Source organism: Streptomyces sp. AC627_RSS907 (assembly GCF_019049165.1).
Genome location: NZ_JAGMUE010000142.1, coordinates 13,782 through 37,179, shown reverse-complemented (window position 1 = coordinate 37,179; position 23,398 = coordinate 13,782). Strand labels below are relative to the sequence as shown.

Below are 23,398 nucleotides of genomic sequence, written 5' to 3'. Positions count from 1 at the left end.
CACGTCATCCACCGAGACAAGGAGCCTTGATGGCCTCGATCACCGTCGTCCACGCGCGCGAGCCGATCCCGGCCTCCGGACCGAAGGTCTTCCTCGCCGGACCTACCCCGCACGCCCGCAGCGCTGTCGAGTCCTGGCGCCCCGCCGCCCTCGAGGAGCTGGCGGCCCGCTGGACCGGCACCCAGCCGCTGACCGTGCTCACCCCCGAGTCCCGGGGCGGTAAGCGTGCCGCCCACTACGACGACCAAGTCGGCTGGGAGACAGAGGCCCGCGCTGCCGCAGACGCGATCCTGTTCTGGATCCCTCGCGACGTGTTCACCCTCCCGGGCTTCACCACCAACGTTGAGTTCGGCCTGGACGTCGCCACCGGCAAAGCCGTCCTGGGATGTCCGCCCGACTGCCCCAGCCCCGAACGAAACCGCTACCTGATCTACGTCGCCCATCGCCACGGGGTCCCGGTACGCGACACGCTCGCCGACACCGTGACCGCCGCCCTGCACATCGTCGCGGTCCGCCAGGCCCTCAGCGAACGGCCGAACGGAGCTGCGTTGAAGGAGCCTCAACCGCTGGGAACCCACAAACCGCCCAAGGCCGACTGCCCGTTCCGCGCGATCATCCACGACGGCGCTCCGGCGAAGATCGTCCACGAGTGGGCCGACGCCCTCGCGATCAGGCCCCGCAGCGGCGGCTGCACCGACGGCCACCTCCTGGTCATCCCGCGCAGCCACGTCGACGACTTCACCGTCGACCCGGTCGTCTCCGCCACCGTGCAGATGCGCGCCGCCGAACTCGCCCAGCAGTTGGGCGGTCAGTGGAACTACCTCACCTCCTGCGGCCCGGACGCGACCCAGACCGTCTTCCACCTGCACGGCCACCTCGTTCCCCGCACCGCCGGCGACGGCCTCGCCCTCCCCTGGACCCGCCCCACTCACGAACCGGAGCCCGCCCGATGAAGTGCCCCTCCCTCTTCCGTCGCTGCGGCAACGCGCCCGGTGCTCTCACCCTCGAGGACCAGGCCGTCGTCGACGCGTTGCTCGCAGCCCTCAAGAACCCGCAGCCCTGGACAACACCGGGCGGCCCCGACCTGATCGCCGTCACCCTGGTCCACCCCGACACCCCGCACGCCGCGGCCTACCTCCACGGCCGCCAGCTCGGCTACACCGGCAGGGGCTGGCTGCGCTGCGAGACGACCGCCATCCTCGGCGCCTGGCAGCCGGCCTACGCGATGCTCACCCACGCCGCCGCCAGCCTGCCCCTGCCCGACGACGTCGGCATGGCCCCCGCGCACTACGCCCTCTACATCGAGGCCCGCAAGCGCGACGACAGCCTCGACGGCTTCACCCTGCTACGCGTCGGCCCGTACACCCAGACCCGGCACGCCCAGCAGGACTACGACCGGCTCACCGCCTCGCTGGACGGACGGGAGACCACCCTCGTGCCCGGCCACCGCGTCTCCGTGCGGTTCGGGCCGTTCGACGTCAGCGACCACCCGCTGTTCGCTGACCCGTACGAGGCCGACGCCGTCGCGCTCCTGGACGCCGCCGTCGCGGGGGTGAGCGCATGACCGCCCCGGCCCTGTACGAGATCGAAACCAGCAAGGGCGACGACGGCACCATGCACCCCGCCGAACAGCTTTGGACGCCCGGCGAGGACGCAGCGGAGAACGGCTTCATCGTCCATCGCGGCCTGTACCTCACCGGCATCGACGATCCGACCGAGGAGCACCTCTATCCGATCGGCTTCGTCGTCCTCGGACACCAGCGGTGGGCCGACATCATCGAGGCCGCCGCCGCGTACATGGCCAGCGTCCACGGGTGGCGGAACCTGCACCTCTACCCCGGCGACGACCCGTCGGAGCTCATCCCCCGCATCCCACGCGCCGTCCTCACGCACGGCGTCTTCTTACGGCACCCGCACCCCGACCACGGCTGCGCCTGCGAGTGGGACGACACCTGGCGAATGATCTGGGCACCCGCCACCGAACCCGGCGCCGTACCGATCACCGCCATGCGGCACCCGGCCGCCCCGACGACCGCCGCCGGCATTCCCAACCCCGACGAAGGCGCACCCGCGAACTGGGCAGCCTGACGCGAGCCGCCGCACGGAGAAGGCCTGTGCCCCGCCACCTGGCGGGGCACAGGCCTTTTTGCGTTTCAGGCTCGATGCGTACGACGGTCCCCCTCGGGCCAGTTGGTGGTGGCCGCGCTGCCGGGCAGCACTTTGTGACGTGGTGCCGGTCACCGTGGCGGGGGAGACGTGGCAGCATCTTGCAGAACGTAGCCACTGCATGAGGAGAGAGCCGCGCCGTGCTCATCGCCAACATCAGCCCACGAAGTATGGGCAAGACGACCGACACCGGCATGATGGGACACGCATTCCACGAGGCCGGATACCGCGTGCAGCTATGGGACGCAGACGAATCTGAGCACCTCACGCAATGGTCCGAGCTCGCGGGCTTCCCCTTCCCTGTGAAGCACAACGCCTCCGCCAAGTTCGCTGAGGAGTACACCCCGCTCGGGGACGCCGGGGTCGACATCGTCGACGTCGGCCACACCGAGAACCACCCGCACATCGCAGACAGCGTGCTCAAGGTGGCCGACCTGGTCCTCATCCACATGGAACCGTCGATGGCCGACTACCAGCGTGTCCACCAGCCGCGCACTTCCACCCCGGTCAAGACGATGGTCGGTCGCTCCGCGTTCGACAGGCCCTCACGCACGGCCCCGCCGATGTGGGTGCTCCTCAACCGAGTACGCACCAACGTCCGAAGCGAGAAGGAGATCCGGGGCCTGCTCGCCGACGCTGACTACAACGTGCTCACGGTGAAGATTCCGGTCCTGGACGACATCAAGCAGGCCACAGGCTTCCCAGTGGAACATGCGGCCCGAGGGCCGTTCGGGGAGCTGGTCACCGAGCTGCAGGGGCGGGGGCTGATCAAGAGTGCCTAAGCGTCGTGACTTCCGAGCGGCGGCCAACAAGGGAGCTCAGCAGCCTCCCGCCGGCAGTACGAGTCCCACGCCGGGGAGCCTGGCTGTGCCTGACCGGCCCGCCGACCCTCCGCAGATGCGCGCCCAGCCCTTCACGATGGAGCACTGGGGACTGACCCTCCCCGACGTGGACGCCACGCCGGAGACCGCGAACGGCCCGCTCGACGAGCACGAGCAGCGTCTCCTTGCCGAGGCCCACCGCGCTGTCGACAACGCGCGCACAGCCCGCTGGATGCTCGGCTACTCCCTGGAAGTGGTCCGAAGGCGCCGCCTGTACCGCGGCGACGGCGCCCGCACCTGGGAGCAGTACCTGCAGCAGGAACACGACGGTATGTCGACCAGCGAGGCGGATCGTCTCCAGAAGACCTGGCGTCTGGCGCAGACCGTGCAGAAGGAACTCGGCCGGCCCCTGCCCGACAGTCACCTGCGAAAGCTGCAACCGTACGCGGAGCGCACCAGCGACCAAGAGGCCGCGCGCGCCTATGCCGAGCTCTACTGGGCCCACCAGGCAGGCGGGGTCCGGCTTGTCGCCAACCAGGTCCAGCAGCGAGTGAAGAAGGCGGTGGCGGCCGCCAAGGGAGTCTCCGACCCGGCGGAGCGCAGCCAGGCCATCAGCGCCGCCTGGACGACCGCACCCGACCCGGTGATGCCCATGCAACGGACCGAAACGAAACCTGGGCAGGGCGGCACGCTCAGCCGGAGCTCGGACCCCGTAGACGGCGCACTCGAGCTGCTGAACGTGGCGCGGCAGGCAATCGAGAATGCCACGGAGGACAAGGCTGCACGTAAGGCCCGTAGCAGCGAAGAAGCCCAGCGGCAGCAGGACGCCATCCGCCGCATCGGCCGGATCCTCAGCAAAGTGAAGGTCGACGCCGACGCCGCCCCCGATGTCAACGTCGCCGTCGACGAGGACGGCATCGTCGACGCAGAGCTGGTTGAGGACTGACCCCTGCTGTTGAGCGGGACTTCCCCAATTGGGGAAGTCCCGCGATTTTTGGCGGTAGCAGCTCCATCGGCACAAGGCCGCGGGCGCCCCGCCTCCCTACGCGGACGCGACCCGGTGGTGTTACGGGCCGGTGAGGATGTCGTGGGTGCCGATGCGACGCCAGATGTGCTGCACGCCGGGACGTATGGCTGGCCCGTACTGCCAGGTCGCCCGCCCGTTGCCGTCCCAGGTCAGCTCGAAGACGCCGGGCGCGCTGCGGACGCCCTTCACGCGAAGGCCGGCGCGGAAGCGCCCGCGTCCGGCGCGCAGGTCGTCGACGAAGGCGGCCACGGCCTGGCGGAAGCGGCGGCGCTGCTCCGGGGTGAGGCGGTGAAGGTCGGCGGTGAAGCGCGGCAGGGTCTCGTAGGTGGGCACGGCGAACTCCTCCAGGACGCACGAAGCCCCCGGCCGGTGGCCGGGGGCGGTGATGGCTGTTCGTGTTGAAGGGCGTCGGTGACGTGGTGCTCAGTCGCGCTGGGTGGTGCCGATGAGGTCGTGGCGCAGCATTCGCACGGTCCGAGTCAGAGGCCGTATCGGTCGTTCATCAGGTCGTTCCACCTCTGCACGTTGGGCAGGTCGTTGGCGCAGTAGCGGCAGTGGGGCACCGTGTCGGTTCGGGTGGGGTACGGCGTGTTCGAGCGGACTTCGACGGTCGTGCGCAGCGTGAGCGGGCGACGACACAGCGGGCAGAGGTCTCCGTGGAGCAGGTGCTGATTCATGCGGCGGACTGTGCACACGTCGGCGGCTTACCGTCTCGGGCTGGCGTGACGGCCCGCCTGGCGGGCGCTTCGGCAAAGACTTGGTGATGGCCTCCCGCCCGGCGGGAAGTACCCTGGATCACGCTTTTTCGCAGGCCAAGCCCGGTGTTCCATGTGCTGGTGATCAGCCAAACGAAGATCCGTCCGGGAGACGGGCGCTATCTCTTCCGCGGCGTGATGGTCGGCGACGGCCACCGTGCTGCGGGCACGTCGCTGCGCGCCGCCCAGGACGAAGCCGGTGTCCCACCCGGGATCTGGAAGGGCCAGGGCCTGGCCGCCGTGGGTCTCAGCGCCGGGGACGTGGTGACCGAGCGGCAAGCCGAGCTGCTCCTGAGCGAGGGCCGGCACCCGGACGCCGACCGGATCGAGGCCGAGCTCCTGGCGCAGGGCAAGACCCCGGCCCGCGCCCGGCGGGCAACCGTGCTGGGCAGGCCCATCGAGCACAACCGCTCGCCCGAGACCGACAAGGCCAAGGAGCGCATCCCCTGGCTGGGCATGCACCTGGTGTTCCGGCCCCCGCCGACGGCACACATCGCCTGGGCGCTGATGGGCAACGAGATCCGCCTGGTGCTGGAGCTGTGCCAGGACATCGCCCGGGACAGGACGCTGACGTGGCTGGAGGATGCGGTCGCGCAGATCCGCTGGAAAGGCGGCGGCAAGAACCGCGCCCGGGTCAAGGACGGGCTGATCGTCGCGGTCTTCCGGCACTACGAGTCCAGAGCCGCGGAGTCCAAGCCCCTTCTCCACGATCATGCGATGGTCTCGATCCGTGCCCGGCGCCCCGACGAGAAGGGCACGTGGGGCAACCTGTCGGCGGACTCGATGCTGGCCCACATCGTCGCGGCCGACACTCTCTACGTACTGACCTTCATGGTGGAGGTGTCCGCCCGGCTCGGGTGGGCGTGGGAGCCGCGCGAGGTGACGCCCGGCCGCCGGCCCGTCATGGAGATCTCGGGCATTGACCAGCGACTGATCGGCTGGCAGTCGACCCGCCGCCAGCAGATCGAGGACGCCATGTCCGTCCTGACGGCCAAGTACGAGGAGAAGCACGGGCACGCGCCGGGGGAGCGGGCAGCCTACGCGCTGGGCTGCCAGGCAGCCGACCGCACGCGCCCGCCCAAGCGCACCGAGCTGCTGTCGCTGACCGAGCTGCGCAAGCGGTGGCGGGACTCAGTGATCCGGGCGTTCGGCGCGGACGTCGTCGACCACCTGGCGCAGCGGGCGCGGGCGGCAGCCGCGGCGGTGTGGGCGCGGGTGCGGCCGGTGGTCGACATAGCGCTGGCGGCCGTCGACGTCGTCGCCGTGGTGTACGTGATGCGCGGCGCGTTCAAGCGCCACCATCTGCTCGCCGAAGCGCGCCGGCACCTCTCCTACGTGCTGCGCGGCCGACCCCACGAGCCGGGCCTGGACGAACAGATCGTGCAGACGGTCGTCGATGACTACACCCGCCCCGTCGGGCGCGGCCTGAAGATGACCGCCGACCTGCGTGCCCTGTACCCGCGCGACACCGAGGACCAGGCCGTGCTGCGCCCGCTGACCCGCAAGCGGGCCGCCTCGCCGTACGAGCGGGCCCGCCTCGCCGCCGGCGCCCTGGCCGCCCGGGTCAGCACGGCGCGACGTGCGGAGCGCCTGGGCTCCCGCGCCCGGCCGCACGCCGTCGCTGTGCCCGCAGCCTCGAGGTCGCAACCACGGCCGTTCCACACCAGCGCGAAGGCCGGCCGCCTCCTGGAGCCGGAGACCGGCGTCGACACGGTGGAGCAGACCCGCCAGACCATGGAAGCCGCCGCCGCCAAAGTGGCCGCCACGATCCAAGACAGCAAGCGGGCGCGCGCCCTCGCCCACGGCCTTCGACCTCAGCCTGCCTCTGCGGCGACCCCGCCGCCGCAGCACACTCAGCAACCCGGCATCCAGCACGACCCGGGCCGGAATCCAGGAGGAGTCGCATGAGCACCCCAGAAGAACTCCCCGACTCCGAGGACGCACTCGCCCGCGCCCGCGCGGCCCGCCCGGAGATGGCCGCCGCGCTCGACGAGGACCAGGAGCCCGAGTTCGATGAGGACCAGGGGTGGCAGCCGGTCTGGAAGCGGCCCCGGAAGTTCAAGTCGAAGGCGGACAAGAAGAAGGAGCTGCGCAAGCAGCGGGAGCGGCTCCGGGACGCCGGGAAGCGCCGTTTCGCCGCCGGGCAGTCGCGCCGGCCCCGCTCCCGGCAGAACCGGATCGGCAACGCGGCCGCGCGCCGCGATGCCCGCGCCCTGTCCCGGGTGCGGCACTCCAATGCCTGGCTGTGGTGACGATGCCGGGCATCGTCCACCGAGTGGAGTCCATCCGATGTCGCGCATCGCAACCGGATGCAGAACATCGAGTGGAGTCCACCCGATGGGCTCCACCGAGTGGACTCCACTTCGGGGCGCCCGACGACGATGGACTCCACCGTGGACCACGATGGTGCGCCACCGCGTCCGGCACCGCACCACTCCGACGATGCTCGGCACTCTCGCGCGCCGGTGCGCCGCACTCGATGTTCCACACCGCACCGGTGCGCTCGCCGCCGACCCCTTGTCCGGGTGCGGCCGGACGCGAGCGCCCCCTGTCCGGCTCCGCTACCCCCCTTGTCCAGCTCTGCTACCGCGCCGTTTTCCCTTGACACAGCCCCTTTCGGCTGGCGATCAGGTCGTGGTCAAGGGGGTGTGTGATAGAGGAGCCGGCCCGGCCGTGGCGCGCCCGGTGCGGTGCGGCGATGCCGATGGAACGCACCACGACGGGCGATGCGGTGCGTCGCGCGGCGGTGGCGCGCATCCGGTGCGCCTACACGACGGTCAGGCGCACCGGATGCGAGCCGGCCGGTGCGGGGTGGGCATCGAGGGCCTGGCCCACACCGACGGCCTCCAGCTGGCGCAGAGTGTCGGCGACGTCCTCGTGGTCCTCGGTGAGGAACTGCAAGGCGAAGTCGATGACGGAACGGGCGATGCCTTCCGCCGTGTCCGGCCCGGCCTGCGCCCAGGTCCGCAGCGAGGTCACGAAGACGCGCCCGAGGGACTCCAGAGCGAAGGTGTCCGCGCACGGCTCGCCCGCCTCCGGGCCGGGCAGCGCGGTGACGGGGACGACGATCCGTTCGACGACGTCGACGAGCAGCTCGGGCATCCGCGGCTCGCCGCTGGCGAACTCGCGGGCGGCTTCGACGTCGTCGGCCTGCACGGCCCGGAGGTAGCTGAACGCGGAGATGACCGCGTCCGGGGTCATCGGGGCGAGCGGCATGTCGGTGGTGGGCATGATGGATCCTCACGTACGGGGCGCCGCGCCGATCGCGGCGGCCTCATAAGCGATCTTCTGGGCGGGCGCCTGTGGATAGAGTTCGCGCACTGACGGTGAGCGATCCCGCCCGGCCGACGCTCGCGTGGCCCCCTTGTCCAGTTCCGCTACCTGTGACATTCCGCCCATTCCGGTGGGGAGAAATCTCCGTCCCGGCACGCTGCGCGACACCTCGGGGAAAAGCCGCTGCCGCCCGGGGCCTGCCGCTGGGAGACTGCGGGGATGACCACGCAGCGGCTGCCGTTCCCGGTCCCGGACGAACGCGCCCACTACTTCGTCGACAGCTACGCCGACATGCACGACCTCGTTGAGGACCTGGTCGTGCCCGCCGGCGTTCCCGAGGCCGCGGCGACCGTCCTGCGTACGGCCCGCGAGCTGCTGCGCCAGTCGTACTACTGCTACGAGTTCTCCACCGTGGCGGTCATGCACTCCCTGGTCGCGGTGGAGATCGTGCTGCGCGACCGGATCCCGGACGCCGGCAAGAAGCCGCTGCACCAGCTCATCAAGCAGGGCGCCGCCGACGGGATCCTGACGGCCCGGCAGGCGGAGTACCTCGACTACGGTCGGCAGATCCGCAACGGCATGGCGCACGGCCAGACCACGCACGCGGTGATGCCGCCGGCCATGGCGATCCCGATGGTGACGACCTCGTTCACGATCGTCTCCGAGCTCTGCGCCGCTGTCCTCTGACATCGAACCTGGACCGATTGCCAGCGAAGTTGGATCGTTGCACGGTTTGGGTCATCGAACTTTGACCGCTCTGGTCAGCCCTTCACAGGGTGGTGTCAGCCTCATGCTGGATGATCCAGCCATGCTGATTGCGACCAACGAGCGTGGCCACGTGGCGAAGCGTGCCACCAAGTCCGCCATCGGGACGATGCTGGCCAACCTGCGGCAGGGCAACGCCCACATGGTCGTGGAGCGGGTGGACGGGGAACGGCCTGGCGACTGGTACATCCAGGTCCTGCTGCGCGAGAGCAACACCTACCAGCTCGAATACCGGGATGGCGTGGCTGAGCAGGACTTCCAGACCATGACGGTGTCCCAGGAGAAGGTCCTGACGGCACTGCTCGGCTGGGCTGCAGCGAAGCCGGGTTGGCAGGACGCCTTCATGTGGAACAACATCGGCGAGCAGTTCATCACCAGCGACCAGGACGCACCAGAGCCGGCCTACAGTGCGGAGCAGCCTGCGAAGCCCGGGGCCGCCTGACCAGGGCGGTCAAGGTTCGATGGCACGAACCGTGCAGTGGTCCAACTTCAGTGGCAATCGGTCAAGGTTCGCTGTCACAGGACAGCCGCACCTGCCTGATGATCACGGCTCGGTAACGGCGCTCAGTGGAGTGTCACACCGTCGACTTTCGCCACACCTCTACCAGGTGACGGGGGACTTCCATCCGCGCCCCCGCGTCACCTGCGTGAGGAGCCTTGTCATGACATACACCAGCAGCGCCCGGCAGCCCGAGCCGGAGCCGCGCCCGACCGTGTCAAGGGGTGCTGAACGCCCGTCGGGCGGCCCGGAATCCAGTGCCGTGAACGGTGCCGCGAACGAATCCAACGTCGTGCCCATCAGCGCAGCTCACACCGCCCGACAAGGGGTCTCCCGGCACGCTGACACCTCTCTCCCTTCCTCTGAGACGTCAGCGAAGGGGAAGAAGTCCACTCCGGCCATGAAGGTTCGTGCCGATGCGCTGCGGATGCTGGGGTGCGTGCGGGTAGCCACGGTGCGGCAGATGGCTGAGGTGATCACGAAGGATGAGTCGGACGGCCGGTCGTACGTGCGCAGGGCGATGAAGAAGCTGGCGGAGCTGGGGCTGGCGGAGACGAACGGCAAGGCGGGCAAGCATCCGATCTGGAACCTGACCCCGGCGGGACAGAAGGCTCTGGCCAACGGCAACGAGCTGCCTCCCCGACCGAAGGCCGGCACCGGAGCCAAGGCGGTGAAGGCAGGGTTCGGTCCGCACGGCGTGGCGGTGACGGACATGATCCTCGCCTACGGCGGCCGCAAGCATCTGACTGACTGGCAGGTGGAGGTCAACCACGCCATCAAAGAGACCGGCCTGAGCTTCAACACCGACGCCGTCCTCGCGCTGCCGACCAAGACCAGCGAGGTGCGCCTCTTCGAGCTCGACAACGGCACCATGTCCCAGGCCCGGCTCGCCAAGGAGGTCTGGGACTACGAGCGCTACGCCGGGCACCGCGTCTGGGAAGGAGCCCGCGGCACGATTGGCAACACGTTCCCGTTCTGGCAGCGCCACCGCTACACCCGCTCCCAGACCTTCCCGCGGCTGCATGTCGTCCTGGCGGGCAAGGAGGAGCACCTGCTCGACAACCGCCTCCAGGCGCTCGCCGACGACGTGAAGGGCATCGCCGTCGCGGTGTGGGTGAACACCCTGCCCCGGCTCCAGCGAGGCGAACCCTGGTACGAGATCGGCGTCGACGACCCGGACCGGCGCCGCGCTCGATACCCCGAACCGCCGGGCCGCTGAGGCAGACGTGCCGCAGACGAGGACGCTCCCCCACGCAACAGCCGTGGGGGAGCGTCCTCGTGGACCGCACCGCGTCGGTCAGGCCGGGGCGGCCTGCTGTGCCAGCGCAGCGAGTGGGGAGCGCCGGCCTTTCTCCACCGCACGCAGCTGCTGCCAGTCGACCTCCGGGTGCCCGGGGACGACGGCGTCGACGGACGCCGTGGTGTAGAGCGCGACGTCGACGGCCCCGGCCCGGCTCGTGCCGAAGCGGACCTCGATCGACTGCGGCGAGCGGACCCAACCGAGCCGCACCATCCAATCGAAGTCGGCTTTACCGAGTCTCGGAGTGTCCGGATCGGTGATGGCCTGGGCCAATGCGTGGCGTAAGTGTTCGGCACGACGAACCCTTGGACTGACGCGATCACCGTTCCAGTCCTCGTCTTGGGCATCGCCGGGATACCCAACACGATGGCGCTCTGGTCCGGCTGAGCCGTCCAGACGGCCCAGCCGGAGGTCAGGCGTGAGTGACTGACACGATCAGTCCGGCGATGGCAGCCATCAGAGTCATTGCGGCGAGGGCCCCGGCCATGGGGGCGCACCACGAGGGCCGGTGCAGCAGCAGGGCCAGGACGCCGACGCCGACGAGCAAGGTGACAACGACCAGCAACAGGATGAGCAGCAGAGCGGTCAGGCTCATGTCTGGGCCCCCTTGTGCTCAGGCTGCCACAGCCCGGAAGCCTGGTCGGGGCGGCGCTGGGTGTTGCGGCGGCGCTGTTCGGCGACCAGGCGGCGAACTCTGCGCCGCACATGTTCCGCAAAATCTGACGGATGGGCTGCGCCAACGTACTCGGCGGCCTCCGGCCAGGTTTCGACGCCAGGCAGTCCGAGCGCCAGGACCACCTCTCGCTCGGTGGGTTCGAGAGCGTTCAGGATGGCGACGAGGCGGGGATCGCCGGGGATTTTGTCGAGGAGTGGGTCCTCCGGGCAGGTGGTCTCCGCGAGCAGGTCCCGCAGGGTGAGGCTCTCCGTCAGAGGTGATTCCAGCAGGATCACCCGCTTGCCCTCAGTGCGGTGGCCCCTTCGAAGGAGGCCGCCGGTTCGGCGTCGCCACAGCGGCTGCAACTGCGCGTGCAAGGTCCGGATTTCACGGCGCAGCATGTCGAGGTTGGAGACGTCCAGCACAAGGCCGTTGGCCACGGGGGCAGTCCAGTCGCCCATCAGGGCGGTGGAGACGGCTTCCTCCCATCCTGACCACAGCCCAAGTGATCCGGTCACGTACTCGCGCAACATCTCCCGGCTGCCACGCAAGACGGCTTCCCGAGCCCACAGCGCCTGGGCGAGTGGCACATGCCCCGGCGCATCGAATGAGTCACGTTTGCGTTCGAGGCTCAAGAGACTTTCCGGCGCGAAGGGGCTGGCCGCAAGTCCCGACCCGTAGGGGCCCTCGCAAGGAGGAGGGCCATCAGCGTCAGCGGTGACCGCGACGAAGATAGTGCCGTCTGGCCGGAAGTGCAGCGCAGGCAGGGAAGCCTCTTGAGAGTCCTGCAACTCCTCGCCGCCTGGCTGACACTGCTGCGTATCAGACAGTGCTTGGCCGTCGGTGAAGGACTGCGCGATCGAGGTGGGCGGGACGGTCATGCGTGTTCCTCCGCGGTGAGTATTAGTAGCTTCACCCTTCGGCCGCGGGAGGGGCCCGGTCCGGCAAGAAATCTCAGGACACCTCTGTGATCTACGTCACCCCGTATAGAAACGATCAGGGCGGCGTCCTTCGAATCAGGGCGTCTGCTGCAGTTCCAGGACGTGTGCTTCGAGGTCGGCGATGCGCTTGTCGGCGAAGCGGAGGTTGGAGCGGGCGCCTTCGAGTCGCTCCTGCAGGGCTCGGTGTTCCTTGGACAACTGCTGGACTCGCCGCTTGAGGGTGGTGTTCTCGGTGGTGAGCTGCTGGACGGACTCGCCGGGGACCATTTGGTTGGACGCATGCGGCTAGAACTGCGCCCGCGTACGCGAGGGAAAATCACCCGCCCGGGCGCCACTGCGAGCGCCGACCGAGCCACCATCGCCATCGAGGGGACGACGGACGGCGGGCCGCCGGTGACCGCCCGCCCGGCGGGACGGCTCCCGAAGTCGCCGCGCCCCCTGGGCGGGATGTCGAGGGCCAAGGTGCGCACTGCGTCCTGGCCACGGCGTACTCAGGTACTCCGACGTCATCAACCGGAAGGCAGTCATGAGGCTCAGCAGGCAGCAGAACAAGGACGTGCCCTTGATCAGGCACGGACACCCGGGAGACCTGTGGCACGCGCTGGCCTGTCTCCGCGCAGCCCATCCCGATCCGGTCGGCATCGACGAGCCGTTCGAGCCGACGAAGGCACGGCTGTCGATCGCGAGGCCGGAGGACGTCGTCCTCTCGGCGCGAGTGGAACTGTTCGAGGATGAGACGGTGAGTCGGCTTCACGACGTGATCGACACGGTGACTCGCGACCTCGCCGGGGCCAAGGGGTTCGGCGCGTACGCTCTCGTGCCCGACGTTGCGCTGGAGGTCATGATCGGCGTGCGGCAGGAACTGACGCTGCACGCAGGCCATGTCGCAGGCCTCACCCGGCTCGTGCAGGCCGCCACTGGCACCATCCTTGCCCGCAGCACACCAGGGGGCGGCCAGTGCTACCACTGCGAGGGGACCGGGCGTGCCCGCCCGCTGTGGGAGTCGCCGTTTTCAGTCCGCCACGACGTCGAGTAGTTCCCGTACAGCGCGCTCGCGGTGGTGCTGGGCGGGGATCGCTTCGTACAGGTCCAGGGCGCGGCGGCGGACCAGGCCGGTGCGGTAGTCGACGGGCAGCGCTGTCAAGGCGTCGACCGTACGGCGGCACGCCTGCTCGGTGTCGCCGTCGTGATGGGCACAGGCGGCGCCGTCGATGGTCAGCAGGGTGCGCGTCATGGTGCTGGTCGGCGCGGACAGCTCCAGGGCGCGCTGCTGGCTTTCCCGGGCGCGGCGGGTGTCCCCGAGGGTGGTGAAGGCGTGGCTGAGGTGGACGTGGTGTTTCTGCTCGCCGTACGTCAACCACGTGTCCGACCGCTCGCCCTCGGGGAGCCGTTCCATGAGGGCGTCGGCGTCGGCAAGCGCCTGGCGGGCCTGCTCGGGCTGATGGTTGAGGGCGAAGGCACGGGCGGCGACCGCGGCCGCCAGCACCGCGGCGGCGGTCGGCCGGGCGCCGGCGATGCGGCGGGCCTGTTCGGCGAGGCCAGCTGCCGCCTTCGGGGCGCCGTAGTTGAGCGGCACCATCGCCTCGCGGGCGAGGACCCACGCGTGCAGTTGCTGGTCGCCGGATTCGGCGGCGGCCCGTGCGGCGGTGGCGAACCAGGCACGGGATTCCCGGCGGCTGCCCAGGTCGTGTAAGACGATCGCGGTCATCCCGCCCATCTGCCCAGCCGTCCGGCACAGCCGGGCCCGGACCGGTGCGGGCTGCGGAACGGTGAGCAGCGGGCGCAGGGTCGTGAAGTCGCTGACCAGGTCGGCCAGGACGCGGGTGGGTGCCTGGCCGTGGTAGCCGTATCCGTAGCTCTCGGCTGCTGCCTCGAGGTCGGCCAGGTCCTGGGGAGTGTCGGGGGAGAGGGTCTGGTCGACGTCGGTCCGGGCGGCGGTGAGTGCGGCGAGGGCCGGAGCGGTGAGGCCGGCGGCCAGCGCGCCGCGCAGCAGGTTGCGGCGCTTCATCGGATCTTCTCCATGGTCGGGCTCCGTGCTGAGAACGGCGGTGTCCTCCCAGGGTTGCGCAGCAAGCCCCAGTAGGGCACCGGGAATGCGCAGTCCGTCGGCGATTCGCTCGACAGTCGTGAGGGCGGTGACAGCTGTGGTGCCCCGGGCGATCTGGCTGACCCGCTCGGCTTTCAGCGCGCACGCTTCGGCGATCCGGTTGAAGGAGACCCCCACGTCGTGGGCCATGGCGAACACGGTGGTGAAGTCCCGCTCGCGCAGGGCACGGACGAACGCCGGGTCGGTCAGCAGGCGGCGCGGCACTTGGGCGGGTGACGGCGGTAAGTCGTCCACAAGTCCCCCAGAACTCTCGTGGAATGACAGAGCGTCAGCCCAACGACCATACCCACCGTGGGGGCCCCGTCACGGGGTTATCGCGCGCCTGGTTCGCGGCTGTACTGACGGTGCTCGCGGCCGTGCCGTCCAGGGCCCGGCCGCCCGATCAGGAGGAGGGTCCTCATGCAGAGTCCCGCCACGCCCCCGCCCGCCGTGCCGTCGACGGGCGGCCTGGTCCGCTCCCGTCGGCTGATCGTCGCCGCCCGGGGCCGCAACGCCATCCCCTCGGACGGCGGCGGCACCGGCCGCAGTGACGGCAACGACTGACGGACCGGGAGCCCTGACGCGATGAAGCACCCGTCCATCGCGGCGTGCCTGGGCGAGGACTTCCTCGCCCAGGCACTGCACCGCGAACACCGCCACGTACCCGGCGCCCTCGATGTCGCCGGACTGATGACCTGGGACGACCTCAACCAGATCCTCGCCGCCCACCGCATGGAGCCGCCGCGGATGCGACTGTCCCGCCACGGCGAGACGCTGCTGGTCGGCGGCTACACCACACCGGTGGCCACCCGCCGGCACACGGTGTGGCACCGCCTCCGCCCGGCTGAACTGCACGCCCGCCTTCAGGAGGGCGCCTCGCTCGCCCTGGACAGCGTCGACGAACTCCACCCGCCGATCGCCCGCCTCTGCGAAGCGATCGAGCGCGAGCTGCGCACCCGCGTGCAGGCAAACCTCTACGCCTCCTGGAGCGCCACCGAGGGCTTCGGCGTCCACTGGGACGACCACGACACGGTCATCGTCCAGCTGGACGGCGCGAAGCGCTGGAGGATCTACGGCACCACCCGCCCGTACCCGCTCTACCGCGACATCGAGGACCCCGGCGAGGCGCCCACCGAGCCGGTCGCCGACCTGGTCCTGTGGCCGGGCGACGTCCTGTACGTGCCGCGCGGCGTGTGGCACGCGGTCTCCGCCGACCAGGGCACCCGCTCCCTGCACGTCACCTGCGGCCTGCAGACCCACACCGCGACCGACCTGATGGCGTGGGTGTCCGAGCAGCTGCTCACGCACGAGGACTGGCGGCGCGACCTGCCGCTGCTCGCCGCGCCCGACGTCCAGGCCGACGCCGTGGACGGGATGCGCAAGCGGCTCGCCGAACTGCTGGACGACCCCGGGCTGCTCGCCCGCTACCGGGCGGCGATGGACGGGCAGGCCGTGGGCCGGATGGCGCCGAGCCTGCCGTACATCGACACCATCCCCGTCGACGGCGGTCTGCGGGTGAGGCTGACGACCGCCCGCGCGGTGCTGGACGTCGGCGAGGACACGGTGACGCTGTCCGCCGCCGGTACCGTGTACGAGTTCGCTCCCGAGGCGGAAGCGGTGCTGCGCCCGCTGGCCGACGGCCGAACCATGGACCTGGCCACGCTCGCCGACACGGCCGGCCTTTCCCTGGAGGACGTCGCCGCCCTGGTTCAGGAGCTCGTTGCCGGGCAGGCCGCGACGGTAGGGAGCCTGCTGTGACCGCACAACTCGCCCTCGGTACCTACCGGTGCCAGGCGATCCCGGAGGCGGCCGTCCGCGCGGCCGCCTCCGGCGCGCAGTGGGTCGACACCGCCCCCAACTACGCCACCGGCCGCGCACAGACCCTCCTGGCCCCGGCCCTGGTCGCCCACCCGTTGCTGAACGTCTCCACCAAGACGGGGTACTTCGCCGCGGCCACCGGCACCGACGCCGTGAACGACGGTGTCCTCAACCAGGACCAGGCCGCCGCCGGGCACAGCCTCGCCCCCGACTACGTGCGCTGGCAGACTGGCCGCAACCGCGAGCAGCTCGGGCGCGACCGCCTGGACCTGGTCCTGCTGCACAACCCCGAGCGCGTCCACCCCGGCGACCGCCCCGCCCTGCACCGCGCGATCCGCGACGCCTTCGCCGTCCTGGAGGAAGAGGCCGCGGCTGGGCACGTGGCGGGGTACGGCGTCGCCACGTGGGCGGGCCTGGAGGAGGAGGCGTTCACGGTGGGGGAGCTGCTCGCCCTGGCCGCCGAAGCCGCCGGCGGGCAGCACCACCTGGCCGCCATCCAGCTGCCGGTCAGCCTGGTGATGATGACGCCGATCGTGCAGGCCCTTCACGGCCGGGGCCCGCTCCCGGCCGCCGCGGACGCGGGCCTGCGGGTGATGGCGTCGGCCCCGCTGCACGGCGGTGAGCTCCCCGGCATGGTCGACCAGGAGCTCGCTGACCTCATCCGGCCGGGCCTGACCCCCGCACAGGCGTGCGTCCTCGCCGTCGCGTCATGCCGAGGAGTGACAAACGTCCTTCTCGCCGCCTCCGGTGCGCCACACTGGAAGGAGGCGGCCGACGCCGTCGCCCAACCCTCCCTGACCGCCGCCAAGTTGCGGGAGATCACCGGTGTACTCGCCTCCCCCTGACCCGGACACTGAAAAGCGCATGCGCGCCCACCACGCGCACGCCGCGAAGGCCCTCGACGTCCAAGTGGAGCCGGGCGCGGAGTTCTGGGGGTGGGCCGGGCGCACCCTCGGTGCCCCCGCCTGCACCGCTACGGGCGTGCCCGCCTGGCTGCGCCTGGTGTCCGCGCCGGAGGACAAGGCGTCGGGGAAGCTGTGGGACGGCGCCCTCGATGCCCAGCACGCCTTCGGCGACCTCGACGGCCACCGGCCCGCTCTCCTGGCCGTCCACGATGCCGTCGACGACGGCATCGCCTACCGGGCGGAGCTGTCGGTGCGCGTCGACGACCCGGTCCTGTCCGACGACCCGATCCTCCAGCACGAGGCCCAGCTGCCGGACTCCTGGTGGAACGACCTCGCCGGGACGCTGGAGAAAGTCGCGGCCACAGGCACCGGCCGCGTCGCCGTACGGCAGCAGTACATAGAGCGGGCCATCCCCGAGTTCGTCGGCATCCCGGCCCCGGCCGTCTCCTGCTGGACAACAGCCCACGCGGATGTGCACTGGGCAAACTTCACCGAACCGCTGCGCCTGCTGGACTGGGAAGGATGGGGAACGGCCCCAGAGGGGTTCGACGCCGCCACGCTCTACGCCTACTCGCTGCTCCAGCCGGACACTGCCGCCCGCGTCCGCGCCACCTTCCCCGTGCTGGGCAGTCCGGCTGGCCTCGCCGCCGAAGCGACCGTGTGCGCCCAGCTGCTCCAGACCGTGGCCCGCGGAGACAACCTGATCCTCGAAGGACCGCTTCGGAACTGGGCTGATGAACTCCGCCGCCGCTGAGCCCGCGTAGTCGCCCCGACCATGAGGCCGACCACGCCGGGTGCGACCCCCGACCACGGCCCGAGTGGCGTGTCCGAAGTGACACGCAATTCGAACAAGCGATCTAATTCCGATATGGACGTGACCGACTTCCCCGACGACCTGGTGCAGACGCAAGCCGCCTGGAACGCCACCTACAACGCGCTCGCCGCACCCCGCCCCCGCGACAACACCACCGCCCTGCGCCGCCGCCTGCTGCACCTGTCTGTACGGCTGTGGTGGCACCCCTACTGGGAGACCGTCCCCTCGGTGCCGGCGGCACGCTCCGAGCTGCGCCACCTAGCCCGCACCCACGGAGCCGTCCAGGCCGCGTGACCCATCGCCCCGGTCGACCAGGAGCACGAGGTTGCGCCAAGGGTTGCGCCTATCTGTTGCGCTGGATGTTGCGCCAATGGTTGCGCTAGGTGTTGCGCTGCCCGCAGGACTGTCCCGTGTTCGTGCAGGTCATCACGCCGTTTTGCCGTGGTCGGCCCGCTGACATCCCCGTTGCGGCTGCTCTGCCCATGTCCCTTGGCTGGAGTGAAGGAGTAAGGGACGGGCGGGATGGGCGGCGCGGCCGCGGCCGGGGATCGGGGCGCGCTCAGGCGGTTGCGCGTCGGCCGGGGCCGCCGCGCCCGTGCCGCCGTCAGTGCGGCGGCGACGTCCAACGGGGGACGTCGGCGGGGGAGAGGTCAGGGCGGGCACGGTGCAGGCGCGCGGGGTGGCGCCACCGGCCGGAGGCGTCACGGGCGACGTCGACGCCGACTTCCACCACCAGTTCCGGTTCCACCAGCGTGACGGTCAGCGTCTCCCGGCTGCCCCACCCGGCGGAGAACGACCAGCCCGTCCATGGATGACCGCGCCGGGCTGGAGCGAGCAGCCCGGCGGCCGTGCCGCTCGCCGCCCGGGCGAGGGTGGTGGTGCGGCCGGTATACTGCAGGCGGCCGTCGTCGTACCTGCCGAGCAGCAGGCTGCTGGGGACGGCCAGGGAGCCGGTGACCGCGCCGACGATCGCCTCGGTCGTCTCACGCACCTTGTACTTCCGCCACCCGCGCACCGCAGGTTCGTACACGCTGTCCAGCCGCTTGAAGAGCACGCCTTCCATCCCGACCGACGCCCACGTCAGCCACTCACGCACGGTTTCCGGATCGGTGGTCGACGGGCACAGCGCCCACGGGGCGGACAGACGACGGGCGGCGAACACGGACTCGAGCGCGGCCCTACGCCGCCGATATGGCCAGCTGGTCGTGTCGGTCCCGGACAATCGCAGCAGATCGAACGCGACGAAGTGAGCCGGCCACTCACCCGCCGCCCGGGCCGCCCCGGCGCCGCGCCGCTGAAGCCGGTTCTGTAGCTGCTCGAAGGCGAGCCGTCCCGCGGCGTCCCATACGACCAGCTCGCCGTCCAGCGCGGTGGCGTCCGGCAGATGAGCGGCCCCGGCCTCAATCTCCGGAAACGCCGGCAGCATCTCGGTGCCGTGTCTGGAGCGCAGCAACACCCGGCCCGCATCGACGGAAAGTAGGGCCCGGAATCCGTCCCACTTCGGTTCGCTGGCCCACCCCGGCCGCAGAGCAGGATCAGGCACGGGGGTGGCCAGCATCGGCTCCGGCAGTGTCCACGTCACGCGCCATGCCTTCCCCCACAGGTCATCGGCCGCCCGGGTGACTTGCCATGGCCGGACCGGTCTTGGTCAGGCTCGTGGTCGGGCGCGAGGGGAACTCCCGACCATGCTGCCGCTGACGGCGTCCACGGCAGGTCAGACGGTCGCCGGGTCAGGCTCGCCCTCCGCCTGGTGCTCCGCTTCGGGTTCTTGGCGCAGATCCAGGAAGCAGCGCAGCCGTACGCCGGGTTCACCAGGCTCGCGGGTCGTACGGTCCGCCGGCGCGATTCCCCAGCGGGCGGCGAGCAACTCCTGGACCGCAAGCGCGGTCTCATCATCGGCGGCCGCGACTTCCACCACGGCCAGACCCGGCCTGGCCACATGCGCGTCATTGATCTGCCTCATGCCTGGCACTACGTGTCAGCGAGCCCGAAGGTTCTGGGACGCGGCGGGCTTCACCCGACCGAGAAGGGTCACGGGGCCCGACCGGCCGGGCTGCCGTCCTTCGCCACGTCTATCGACACCTGGGCCGGGATCCGTCAACGCTGTCTAGCGGCCTCTACGCTGTCGTCATGACGCTGAACGCCGACGAGTATGAGCTCCTCCGTCTGATCGCCCAGTCACCAGAGCCCGTGGCTGCCTCCGACTTCTTTCACACCATCCACCCGGCGAACTTCGAACGAAGCGCCACAGAGGAAGACCCTCGGCGTGTGGCATGGCAGGAAAAGCAGCTCGGGCTCTACAAAGCGATGATCGACCTGCACGACGGCGGTCTCATCCGGATTGTCCACCCGGCGAACGGAGAGCGGCCAGACCTGATGGAGGCCACTGAGGCCGGCCACGCTGCCCTGACCTGAGGGCCTTGCCGGGCGGACCCGCCTGGGCCCGCCCGGCAAGGCCCAGCGCCGAGGGAGGAGAGGCAGCCCTACGCGGTGGCGATGCTGCTGCCGTGGAAGTGCTGCCAGCCCGCCGCTTCAGCACATGGTGAGTTGTTCGTGCTCGGGCAGGTCGAGGTGGACGATCCGGCCCTGGGGAAGGACGGCGGCGAGTTCGCGCGCCTCGTGGGCGCTGCGGACCAAGACCAGCTCCTCCGCGAGCGTGGGGCAGGCGGCGACCAGGCCGGGGCAGGGCCGCACGATTCCGTACAGTGTCCGCCGCTTGTCGGCCACATGAATGGGGACACCGCGGGCGTACTGGGGCCACATCATCGGCTTCTCCGGGAGTTCCACTCGAACACTCGACTCGCGCCAGGCGTACTCGGCGACGGCGGCGAACAGCTCGGTCTGCTGCTGCGGCGACAGCCGACACCACCACGCTCGCGCCGTCGCCAGGTCCTGGCGCTCCTGCTCTTCACGCTCGGCTTGCTCCCGGGCAAGACGCGCCTCGCGTTCCACCCGCTCCCGCTCCCGGCGCGCGTCCTCCTCTGCCCATCGGCGCTGCGCCTCCTCCAAGCGCACGCGGGCTTCCTCCTCCCGCTGAAGGCGTCGGCGTTCGGCCTCCTCGGCCCTCCGCGCACGTTCCTGCTCCTCCAGCTCCTGGCGCCGCCGCTCCGCAGCCTCTTCCTGCTCCTTCTGCCGCGCCTCCCGTTCCTCCCGCGCGGCCTCCTGCCGTTGCCGCATGGCCTCGTGCTTATCCTGATCGGCGATCGACCTCCGCGATGTCCACCACTGATCACGGCGGAACCGCCGCTGCTCACCGTCGACCACCCGGTACACCCGCCGGTATCGAGGTAGCACCCCGACGGGAACGAGCTGCTCTTCCAGCGCCCAGCGCACGAACCGCTCGAGCGGCTCCTCCTGGAACTCCCACCGCCCGCTCCGGTACACGAACCCGGCAAGCCCGTCGTCCACCACCCACGGTTGATCCCGCTCCTGCGGAGCCCTGACCCGGACGGCCGGCACTGCGCTGATCCACTGCGGCGGCCGCGCGCCCGGGTGCACCCAGCACACCCGGATTCCCTCTTCGGCGTACCGGTCAGTGCGGGTGGCGATGTCGTCCACAGTGATCGGCGACAGCTGCGCCTCCCAGGCCATGCGTCGGCTCCCGTCCGCGGACGAGGCCATGACGTCCGCCCGCCATGACCCGTCCTCGGCCGGCACCTCCAGGGCCGCGAACCACCCGGCGGCCCGGATCGCGCCCGCCATCTCCAGCTTGAGCATGTGGTGCTCCCACGACTCGTTCAGCAGTTCACACGACTCCGGTCGGTTGCGGTCGTGGCAGAAGAACCGGACCCCGTAGCGGGAGACCTTCGGGTGGAGGCCCCAGGAGCAGTCGGGGCAGGTGAGTGGGACGCGGGGGTGGACCTTGTGGACCTGGCCCCACTTCAGGTCGTGTCCGAGACCAGTGAGGGTCGAGTCGAGAAGGCCCAGCTCGGGATGCAGCGCAGTGAAAGGCATGAATCGCATCTCCCGGCGATCCGGCATGCTGACGGCGTACCTGACAGCACACCAGATACCAGGCCCCACTGACAGAGGGCCTTTAGCCAGCGGCGTCGTACCTTCTGGAGGGCCGTCCCCGCATTGAAGGAGAACTCGTGGACGGCTGCCAGCGCGGCCGCGTCTGGAATCTGAAGCGTGGCCTGGCTCATCATGTGGGATGGCTGAGCAGATGGACCTTCAGCGGTTGCGGAGCCTGATCGAAGGCGTGTGCGTCACGCTGTACCAGCGATATGGGCATGAGGATCTGCCAGCGCTGTGCGAGCGACTTGGCTTGCCCTCGCCTCCGCCCAAAGCCCAAGCGACCAAGCATGAGCGCTTGACCGCGAGCCTGGGGGCCTGCCCGGACGAACGACTGCCTCATGTGGCTCAGGCAGTTCTCGACAGCGAGCCGCTTATAGCTCCCCAGCAGATGGAACTGCAGGACGTTGTGTGGCTCGGTCGCGACTACGTGGAAATACCCGGCCGCACGCGGCGAGAGTTGGCCAAGGAACTCGACCTCTCCGATCACCTCAAGTATCCAGACCGATTTCTGACCCTGCTGGCCAGCCTGTGGGATCTCGGCGAGGACGAGTTCAACGTGTGGGGGCCCCACCTTGGCACCCTGCGCTCCGACATCCAGCGCCACGTGATCAGGTTTCCAGACGACTGGTCGACCGAGGACCTCTTCGAGCAGCTCAGAGCCTTCGAAGCCCCACATCCTCGATTCGGCCGCTTCCTCGAGGGCCTGGCCGCCTCAGAAGTTCTTCCTGACGAGCAGGCACAGCGCCGCTTCGTCGAACTGGCCAACCGCCATCTGCAGCCGGTCGGCGCACAGCTCCGTCAAGAAGGGGAGACGGACGGATACCCGCAGTTCCACCTGCACCAGCTCGGTCGCGGCACCGCCCGCCGGCCGCGCAACCTCATCTTCGCCACCCAGGGAAAGCCCGACATCCGCTTCACCAGCGCCCTCGACAACGACATCGAGATCGCCGAACAAGCCGACAAGATCCTGGTCTACAACCACCCGGTAGGCAAGAACGGGCTCCTGTGGAGCGACCTGCTGTCCTGGTGGCAGGAAACCCGCAGCATCGCGGACACGGAGACGGCCAGCCGCACCCTTTACGACCGCATGCAGGCTTCCCTGCCACGTGAATCCGCAGGCCAGAAGAACCTGTTCTGGCTCTACCACAACCTCTACAAGGGCCAACTGCACGATGTACCCGCACTCCTGCCAGAGATATGGGTGCACTGGGACCCCAAGACCCTCCGCGAGCGCGGAGAGCGTGCCATGCAGAACCTCCGCATGGACTTCCTCATGCTGCTGCCCGGGAACCGCCGCGTGGTGCTGGAAGTCGACGGCATGCAGCACTACACGCGCGACGGAGGAGCCGTACCCGACAGCGCAAAGTACGCCGCCACCATGGCCGGTGACCGCGACCTGAAGTTCCGCGGCTACGAGGTGTTCCGGTTCGGCCACGACGAACTGCGCGACCGCGAGCGCGCCCGACCCGTGCTCACCGACTTCTTCCGAACCCTTCTGGGCCGCACACCTGGCAGCAGCCCGTAGCCGCTTTACTGGCGGCGGTGTCCCGTGCCTC

29 protein-coding genes are annotated in these 23,398 nt (G+C 70.2%); 18 read left to right on the top strand and 11 right to left on the bottom strand.

The window, feature by feature from the left end; translation table 11 throughout:
• Positions 1–29: 29 nt before the first annotated feature.
• The 5 genes from KUM32_RS43895 (at position 30) to KUM32_RS28165 (ending at position 3,933) form a co-directional block, all read left to right on the top strand.
• Positions 30–953 carry a nucleoside 2-deoxyribosyltransferase domain-containing protein gene (locus tag KUM32_RS43895; RefSeq protein WP_254406248.1) on the top strand — a complete coding sequence of 308 codons (924 nt, stop codon included), beginning with the start codon at positions 30–32 and terminating at the stop codon, positions 951–953.
• On the top strand, positions 950–1,564 hold the full coding sequence (locus tag KUM32_RS28180) for a hypothetical protein (RefSeq protein WP_217144789.1): 615 nt from the start codon (positions 950–952) through the stop codon (positions 1,562–1,564). Before KUM32_RS43895 ends, KUM32_RS28180 begins: the two co-directional genes overlap by 4 nt.
• Positions 1,561–2,088 carry a hypothetical protein gene (locus KUM32_RS28175; RefSeq protein WP_217144788.1) on the top strand — a complete coding sequence of 176 codons (528 nt, stop codon included), beginning with the start codon at positions 1,561–1,563 and terminating at the stop codon, positions 2,086–2,088. The genes KUM32_RS28180 and KUM32_RS28175 overlap by 4 nt, the downstream gene beginning before the upstream one ends.
• Positions 2,089–2,306: 218 nt before the next feature.
• Positions 2,307–2,948, top strand: a complete 642-nt coding sequence (locus tag KUM32_RS28170) for a plasmid partition protein (protein ID WP_217144787.1) — start codon at positions 2,307–2,309, stop codon at positions 2,946–2,948.
• A gap of 115 nt (positions 2,949–3,063) precedes the next feature.
• A complete protein-coding gene (locus tag KUM32_RS28165) occupies positions 3,064–3,933 on the top strand; it encodes a hypothetical protein (protein WP_217144786.1) in 870 nt (289 codons plus the stop codon).
• 120 nt (positions 3,934–4,053) lie between these two features.
• Here KUM32_RS28165 and KUM32_RS28160 read toward each other — a convergent pair whose 3' ends face one another.
• The gene (locus tag KUM32_RS28160; protein ID WP_217144785.1) at positions 4,054–4,347 is read right to left on the bottom strand and encodes a hypothetical protein; all 294 of its coding nucleotides are present in this window, start codon (positions 4,345–4,347) and stop codon (positions 4,054–4,056) included.
• 146 nt (positions 4,348–4,493) lie between these two features.
• Entirely contained in the window at positions 4,494–4,691 is a 198-nt protein-coding gene (locus KUM32_RS28155) for a hypothetical protein (RefSeq protein ID WP_217144784.1), read from the bottom strand.
• Between the two features lie 216 nt (positions 4,692–4,907).
• Between KUM32_RS28155 and mobF the strand changes: the two genes are divergently transcribed.
• Both mobF and KUM32_RS28145 read left to right on the top strand, forming a co-directional pair.
• Positions 4,908–6,677 carry a MobF family relaxase gene (gene mobF / locus KUM32_RS28150; RefSeq protein ID WP_217144805.1) on the top strand — a complete coding sequence of 590 codons (1,770 nt, stop codon included), beginning with the start codon at positions 4,908–4,910 and terminating at the stop codon, positions 6,675–6,677.
• A complete protein-coding gene (locus KUM32_RS28145) occupies positions 6,674–7,021 on the top strand; it encodes a hypothetical protein (protein ID WP_217144783.1) in 348 nt (115 codons plus the stop codon). The genes mobF and KUM32_RS28145 overlap by 4 nt, the downstream gene beginning before the upstream one ends.
• Positions 7,022–7,535: 514 nt before the next feature.
• Here KUM32_RS28145 and KUM32_RS28140 read toward each other — a convergent pair.
• Positions 7,536–8,000: a hypothetical protein gene (locus KUM32_RS28140; RefSeq protein ID WP_217144782.1), complete on the bottom strand. Its 465-nt coding sequence runs from the start codon at positions 7,998–8,000 to the stop codon at positions 7,536–7,538.
• 261 nt (positions 8,001–8,261) lie between these two features.
• Between KUM32_RS28140 and KUM32_RS28135 the strand changes: the two genes are divergently transcribed.
• The 3 genes from KUM32_RS28135 to KUM32_RS45030 all read left to right on the top strand — a co-directional run bounded on the left by KUM32_RS28135 (position 8,262) and on the right by KUM32_RS45030 (position 10,525).
• Positions 8,262–8,729, top strand: coding sequence for a hypothetical protein (locus KUM32_RS28135; protein ID WP_217144781.1), 468 nt, complete (start codon positions 8,262–8,264; stop codon positions 8,727–8,729).
• Positions 8,730–8,850: 121 nt separating this feature from the next.
• Complete coding sequence (locus tag KUM32_RS28130) at positions 8,851–9,249, top strand: hypothetical protein (protein WP_217144780.1); 399 nt, start codon at positions 8,851–8,853, stop codon at positions 9,247–9,249.
• Positions 9,250–9,268: 19 nt separating this feature from the next.
• Entirely contained in the window at positions 9,269–10,525 is a 1,257-nt protein-coding gene (locus tag KUM32_RS45030; protein WP_308408735.1) for a replication-relaxation family protein, read from the top strand.
• Positions 10,526–10,603: 78 nt separating this feature from the next.
• Here the strand turns inward: KUM32_RS45030 and KUM32_RS28120 are convergent, their stop codons facing one another.
• The 4 genes from KUM32_RS28120 to KUM32_RS28105 all read right to left on the bottom strand — a co-directional run bounded on the left by KUM32_RS28120 (position 10,604) and on the right by KUM32_RS28105 (position 12,469).
• Positions 10,604–10,819, bottom strand: coding sequence for a hypothetical protein (locus tag KUM32_RS28120; protein ID WP_217144779.1), 216 nt, complete (start codon positions 10,817–10,819; stop codon positions 10,604–10,606).
• A 199-nt stretch (positions 10,820–11,018) separates the two neighbouring features.
• Entirely contained in the window at positions 11,019–11,201 is a 183-nt protein-coding gene (locus KUM32_RS28115) for a hypothetical protein (RefSeq protein ID WP_217144778.1), read from the bottom strand.
• On the bottom strand, positions 11,198–12,142 hold the full coding sequence (locus tag KUM32_RS28110; protein WP_217144777.1) for a hypothetical protein: 945 nt from the start codon (positions 12,140–12,142) through the stop codon (positions 11,198–11,200). The genes KUM32_RS28115 and KUM32_RS28110 overlap by 4 nt, the downstream gene beginning before the upstream one ends.
• 135 nt (positions 12,143–12,277) lie before the next feature.
• On the bottom strand, positions 12,278–12,469 hold the full coding sequence (locus KUM32_RS28105; RefSeq protein ID WP_217144776.1) for a hypothetical protein: 192 nt from the start codon (positions 12,467–12,469) through the stop codon (positions 12,278–12,280).
• Positions 12,470–12,728: 259 nt separating this feature from the next.
• Here KUM32_RS28105 and KUM32_RS28100 point away from each other — a divergent pair, with 259 nt between their 5' ends.
• Positions 12,729–13,238, top strand: coding sequence for a hypothetical protein (locus tag KUM32_RS28100; RefSeq protein ID WP_217144775.1), 510 nt, complete (start codon positions 12,729–12,731; stop codon positions 13,236–13,238).
• Here KUM32_RS28100 and KUM32_RS28095 read toward each other — a convergent pair.
• Positions 13,215–14,513 (bottom strand): hypothetical protein, encoded by a 1,299-nt coding sequence (locus tag KUM32_RS28095; RefSeq protein ID WP_308408734.1) that lies wholly within the window; start codon positions 14,511–14,513, stop codon positions 13,215–13,217. The two genes, KUM32_RS28100 and KUM32_RS28095, sit on opposite strands and share 24 nt — an antisense overlap.
• A 195-nt stretch (positions 14,514–14,708) precedes the next feature.
• Between KUM32_RS28095 and KUM32_RS28090 the strand changes: the two genes are divergently transcribed.
• The 5 genes from KUM32_RS28090 to KUM32_RS28070 all read left to right on the top strand — a co-directional run bounded on the left by KUM32_RS28090 (position 14,709) and on the right by KUM32_RS28070 (position 18,119).
• A complete protein-coding gene (locus KUM32_RS28090; protein ID WP_217144773.1) occupies positions 14,709–14,852 on the top strand; it encodes a hypothetical protein in 144 nt (47 codons plus the stop codon).
• 21 nt (positions 14,853–14,873) lie between these two features.
• The gene (locus KUM32_RS28085) at positions 14,874–16,046 is read left to right on the top strand and encodes a cupin domain-containing protein (RefSeq protein WP_217144772.1); all 1,173 of its coding nucleotides are present in this window, start codon (positions 14,874–14,876) and stop codon (positions 16,044–16,046) included.
• A complete protein-coding gene (locus KUM32_RS28080; protein ID WP_217144771.1) occupies positions 16,043–16,951 on the top strand; it encodes an aldo/keto reductase in 909 nt (302 codons plus the stop codon). Before KUM32_RS28085 ends, KUM32_RS28080 begins: the two co-directional genes overlap by 4 nt.
• Positions 16,952–16,970: 19 nt before the next feature.
• Positions 16,971–17,765 (top strand): hypothetical protein, encoded by a 795-nt coding sequence (locus KUM32_RS28075; protein WP_254406246.1) that lies wholly within the window; start codon positions 16,971–16,973, stop codon positions 17,763–17,765.
• A 114-nt stretch (positions 17,766–17,879) separates the two neighbouring features.
• Positions 17,880–18,119 (top strand): hypothetical protein, encoded by a 240-nt coding sequence (locus KUM32_RS28070; protein WP_217144769.1) that lies wholly within the window; start codon positions 17,880–17,882, stop codon positions 18,117–18,119.
• A gap of 310 nt (positions 18,120–18,429) precedes the next feature.
• On the opposite strand, the gene KUM32_RS28065 is transcribed toward KUM32_RS28070, so the two are convergent.
• Together KUM32_RS28065 and KUM32_RS28060 are read right to left on the bottom strand one after the other, a co-directional pair.
• Complete coding sequence (locus KUM32_RS28065) at positions 18,430–19,407, bottom strand: ATP-dependent DNA ligase (RefSeq protein ID WP_217144768.1); 978 nt, start codon at positions 19,405–19,407, stop codon at positions 18,430–18,432.
• A gap of 132 nt (positions 19,408–19,539) precedes the next feature.
• Positions 19,540–19,788: a DUF6207 family protein gene (locus KUM32_RS28060; RefSeq protein WP_217144767.1), complete on the bottom strand. Its 249-nt coding sequence runs from the start codon at positions 19,786–19,788 to the stop codon at positions 19,540–19,542.
• A 167-nt stretch (positions 19,789–19,955) separates the two neighbouring features.
• Between KUM32_RS28060 and KUM32_RS28055 the strand changes: the two genes are divergently transcribed.
• Positions 19,956–20,240: a hypothetical protein gene (locus KUM32_RS28055; protein ID WP_217144808.1), complete on the top strand. Its 285-nt coding sequence runs from the start codon at positions 19,956–19,958 to the stop codon at positions 20,238–20,240.
• Between the two features lie 117 nt (positions 20,241–20,357).
• On the opposite strand, the gene KUM32_RS28050 is transcribed toward KUM32_RS28055, so the two are convergent.
• Positions 20,358–21,779 (bottom strand): competence protein CoiA family protein, encoded by a 1,422-nt coding sequence (locus KUM32_RS28050; protein WP_217144766.1) that lies wholly within the window; start codon positions 21,777–21,779, stop codon positions 20,358–20,360.
• Between the two features lie 199 nt (positions 21,780–21,978).
• On the opposite strand from KUM32_RS28050, the gene KUM32_RS28045 reads away from it, so the two are divergent.
• Positions 21,979–23,367 (top strand): hypothetical protein, encoded by a 1,389-nt coding sequence (locus KUM32_RS28045; RefSeq protein WP_217144765.1) that lies wholly within the window; start codon positions 21,979–21,981, stop codon positions 23,365–23,367.
• Positions 23,368–23,398: the final 31 nt, after the last annotated feature.

Coding starts and splice junctions, on each gene's coding strand:
- KUM32_RS28140 (WP_217144782.1), bottom strand. CDS start 8,000: ATGCCCACCACCGACATGCCGCTCGCCCCGATGACCCCGGACGCGGTC.
- KUM32_RS28175 (WP_217144788.1), top strand. CDS start 1,561: ATGACCGCCCCGGCCCTGTACGAGATCGAAACCAGCAAGGGCGACGAC.
- KUM32_RS28115 (WP_217144778.1), bottom strand. CDS start 11,201: ATGAGCCTGACCGCTCTGCTGCTCATCCTGTTGCTGGTCGTTGTCACC.
- KUM32_RS28045 (WP_217144765.1), top strand. CDS start 21,979: ATGGCTGAGCAGATGGACCTTCAGCGGTTGCGGAGCCTGATCGAAGGC.
- KUM32_RS45030 (WP_308408735.1), top strand. CDS start 9,269: ATGGCACGAACCGTGCAGTGGTCCAACTTCAGTGGCAATCGGTCAAGG.
- KUM32_RS28145 (WP_217144783.1), top strand. CDS start 6,674: ATGAGCACCCCAGAAGAACTCCCCGACTCCGAGGACGCACTCGCCCGC.
- KUM32_RS43895 (WP_254406248.1), top strand. CDS start 30: ATGGCCTCGATCACCGTCGTCCACGCGCGCGAGCCGATCCCGGCCTCC.
- KUM32_RS28055 (WP_217144808.1), top strand. CDS start 19,956: ATGACGCTGAACGCCGACGAGTATGAGCTCCTCCGTCTGATCGCCCAG.
- KUM32_RS28165 (WP_217144786.1), top strand. CDS start 3,064: ATGCGCGCCCAGCCCTTCACGATGGAGCACTGGGGACTGACCCTCCCC.
- mobF (WP_217144805.1), top strand. CDS start 4,908: ATGGTCGGCGACGGCCACCGTGCTGCGGGCACGTCGCTGCGCGCCGCC.
- KUM32_RS28075 (WP_254406246.1), top strand. CDS start 16,971: ATGCGCGCCCACCACGCGCACGCCGCGAAGGCCCTCGACGTCCAAGTG.
- KUM32_RS28110 (WP_217144777.1), bottom strand. CDS start 12,142: ATGACCGTCCCGCCCACCTCGATCGCGCAGTCCTTCACCGACGGCCAA.
- KUM32_RS28090 (WP_217144773.1), top strand. CDS start 14,709: ATGCAGAGTCCCGCCACGCCCCCGCCCGCCGTGCCGTCGACGGGCGGC.
- KUM32_RS28060 (WP_217144767.1), bottom strand. CDS start 19,788: ATGAGGCAGATCAATGACGCGCATGTGGCCAGGCCGGGTCTGGCCGTG.
- KUM32_RS28135 (WP_217144781.1), top strand. CDS start 8,262: ATGACCACGCAGCGGCTGCCGTTCCCGGTCCCGGACGAACGCGCCCAC.
- KUM32_RS28120 (WP_217144779.1), bottom strand. CDS start 10,819: ATGGTGCGGCTCGGTTGGGTCCGCTCGCCGCAGTCGATCGAGGTCCGC.
- KUM32_RS28130 (WP_217144780.1), top strand. CDS start 8,851: ATGCTGATTGCGACCAACGAGCGTGGCCACGTGGCGAAGCGTGCCACC.
- KUM32_RS28155 (WP_217144784.1), bottom strand. CDS start 4,691: ATGAATCAGCACCTGCTCCACGGAGACCTCTGCCCGCTGTGTCGTCGC.
- KUM32_RS28105 (WP_217144776.1), bottom strand. CDS start 12,469: ATGGTCCCCGGCGAGTCCGTCCAGCAGCTCACCACCGAGAACACCACC.
- KUM32_RS28085 (WP_217144772.1), top strand. CDS start 14,874: ATGAAGCACCCGTCCATCGCGGCGTGCCTGGGCGAGGACTTCCTCGCC.
- KUM32_RS28050 (WP_217144766.1), bottom strand. CDS start 21,779: ATGCCTTTCACTGCGCTGCATCCCGAGCTGGGCCTTCTCGACTCGACC.
- KUM32_RS28070 (WP_217144769.1), top strand. CDS start 17,880: ATGGACGTGACCGACTTCCCCGACGACCTGGTGCAGACGCAAGCCGCC.
- KUM32_RS28180 (WP_217144789.1), top strand. CDS start 950: ATGAAGTGCCCCTCCCTCTTCCGTCGCTGCGGCAACGCGCCCGGTGCT.
- KUM32_RS28100 (WP_217144775.1), top strand. CDS start 12,729: ATGAGGCTCAGCAGGCAGCAGAACAAGGACGTGCCCTTGATCAGGCAC.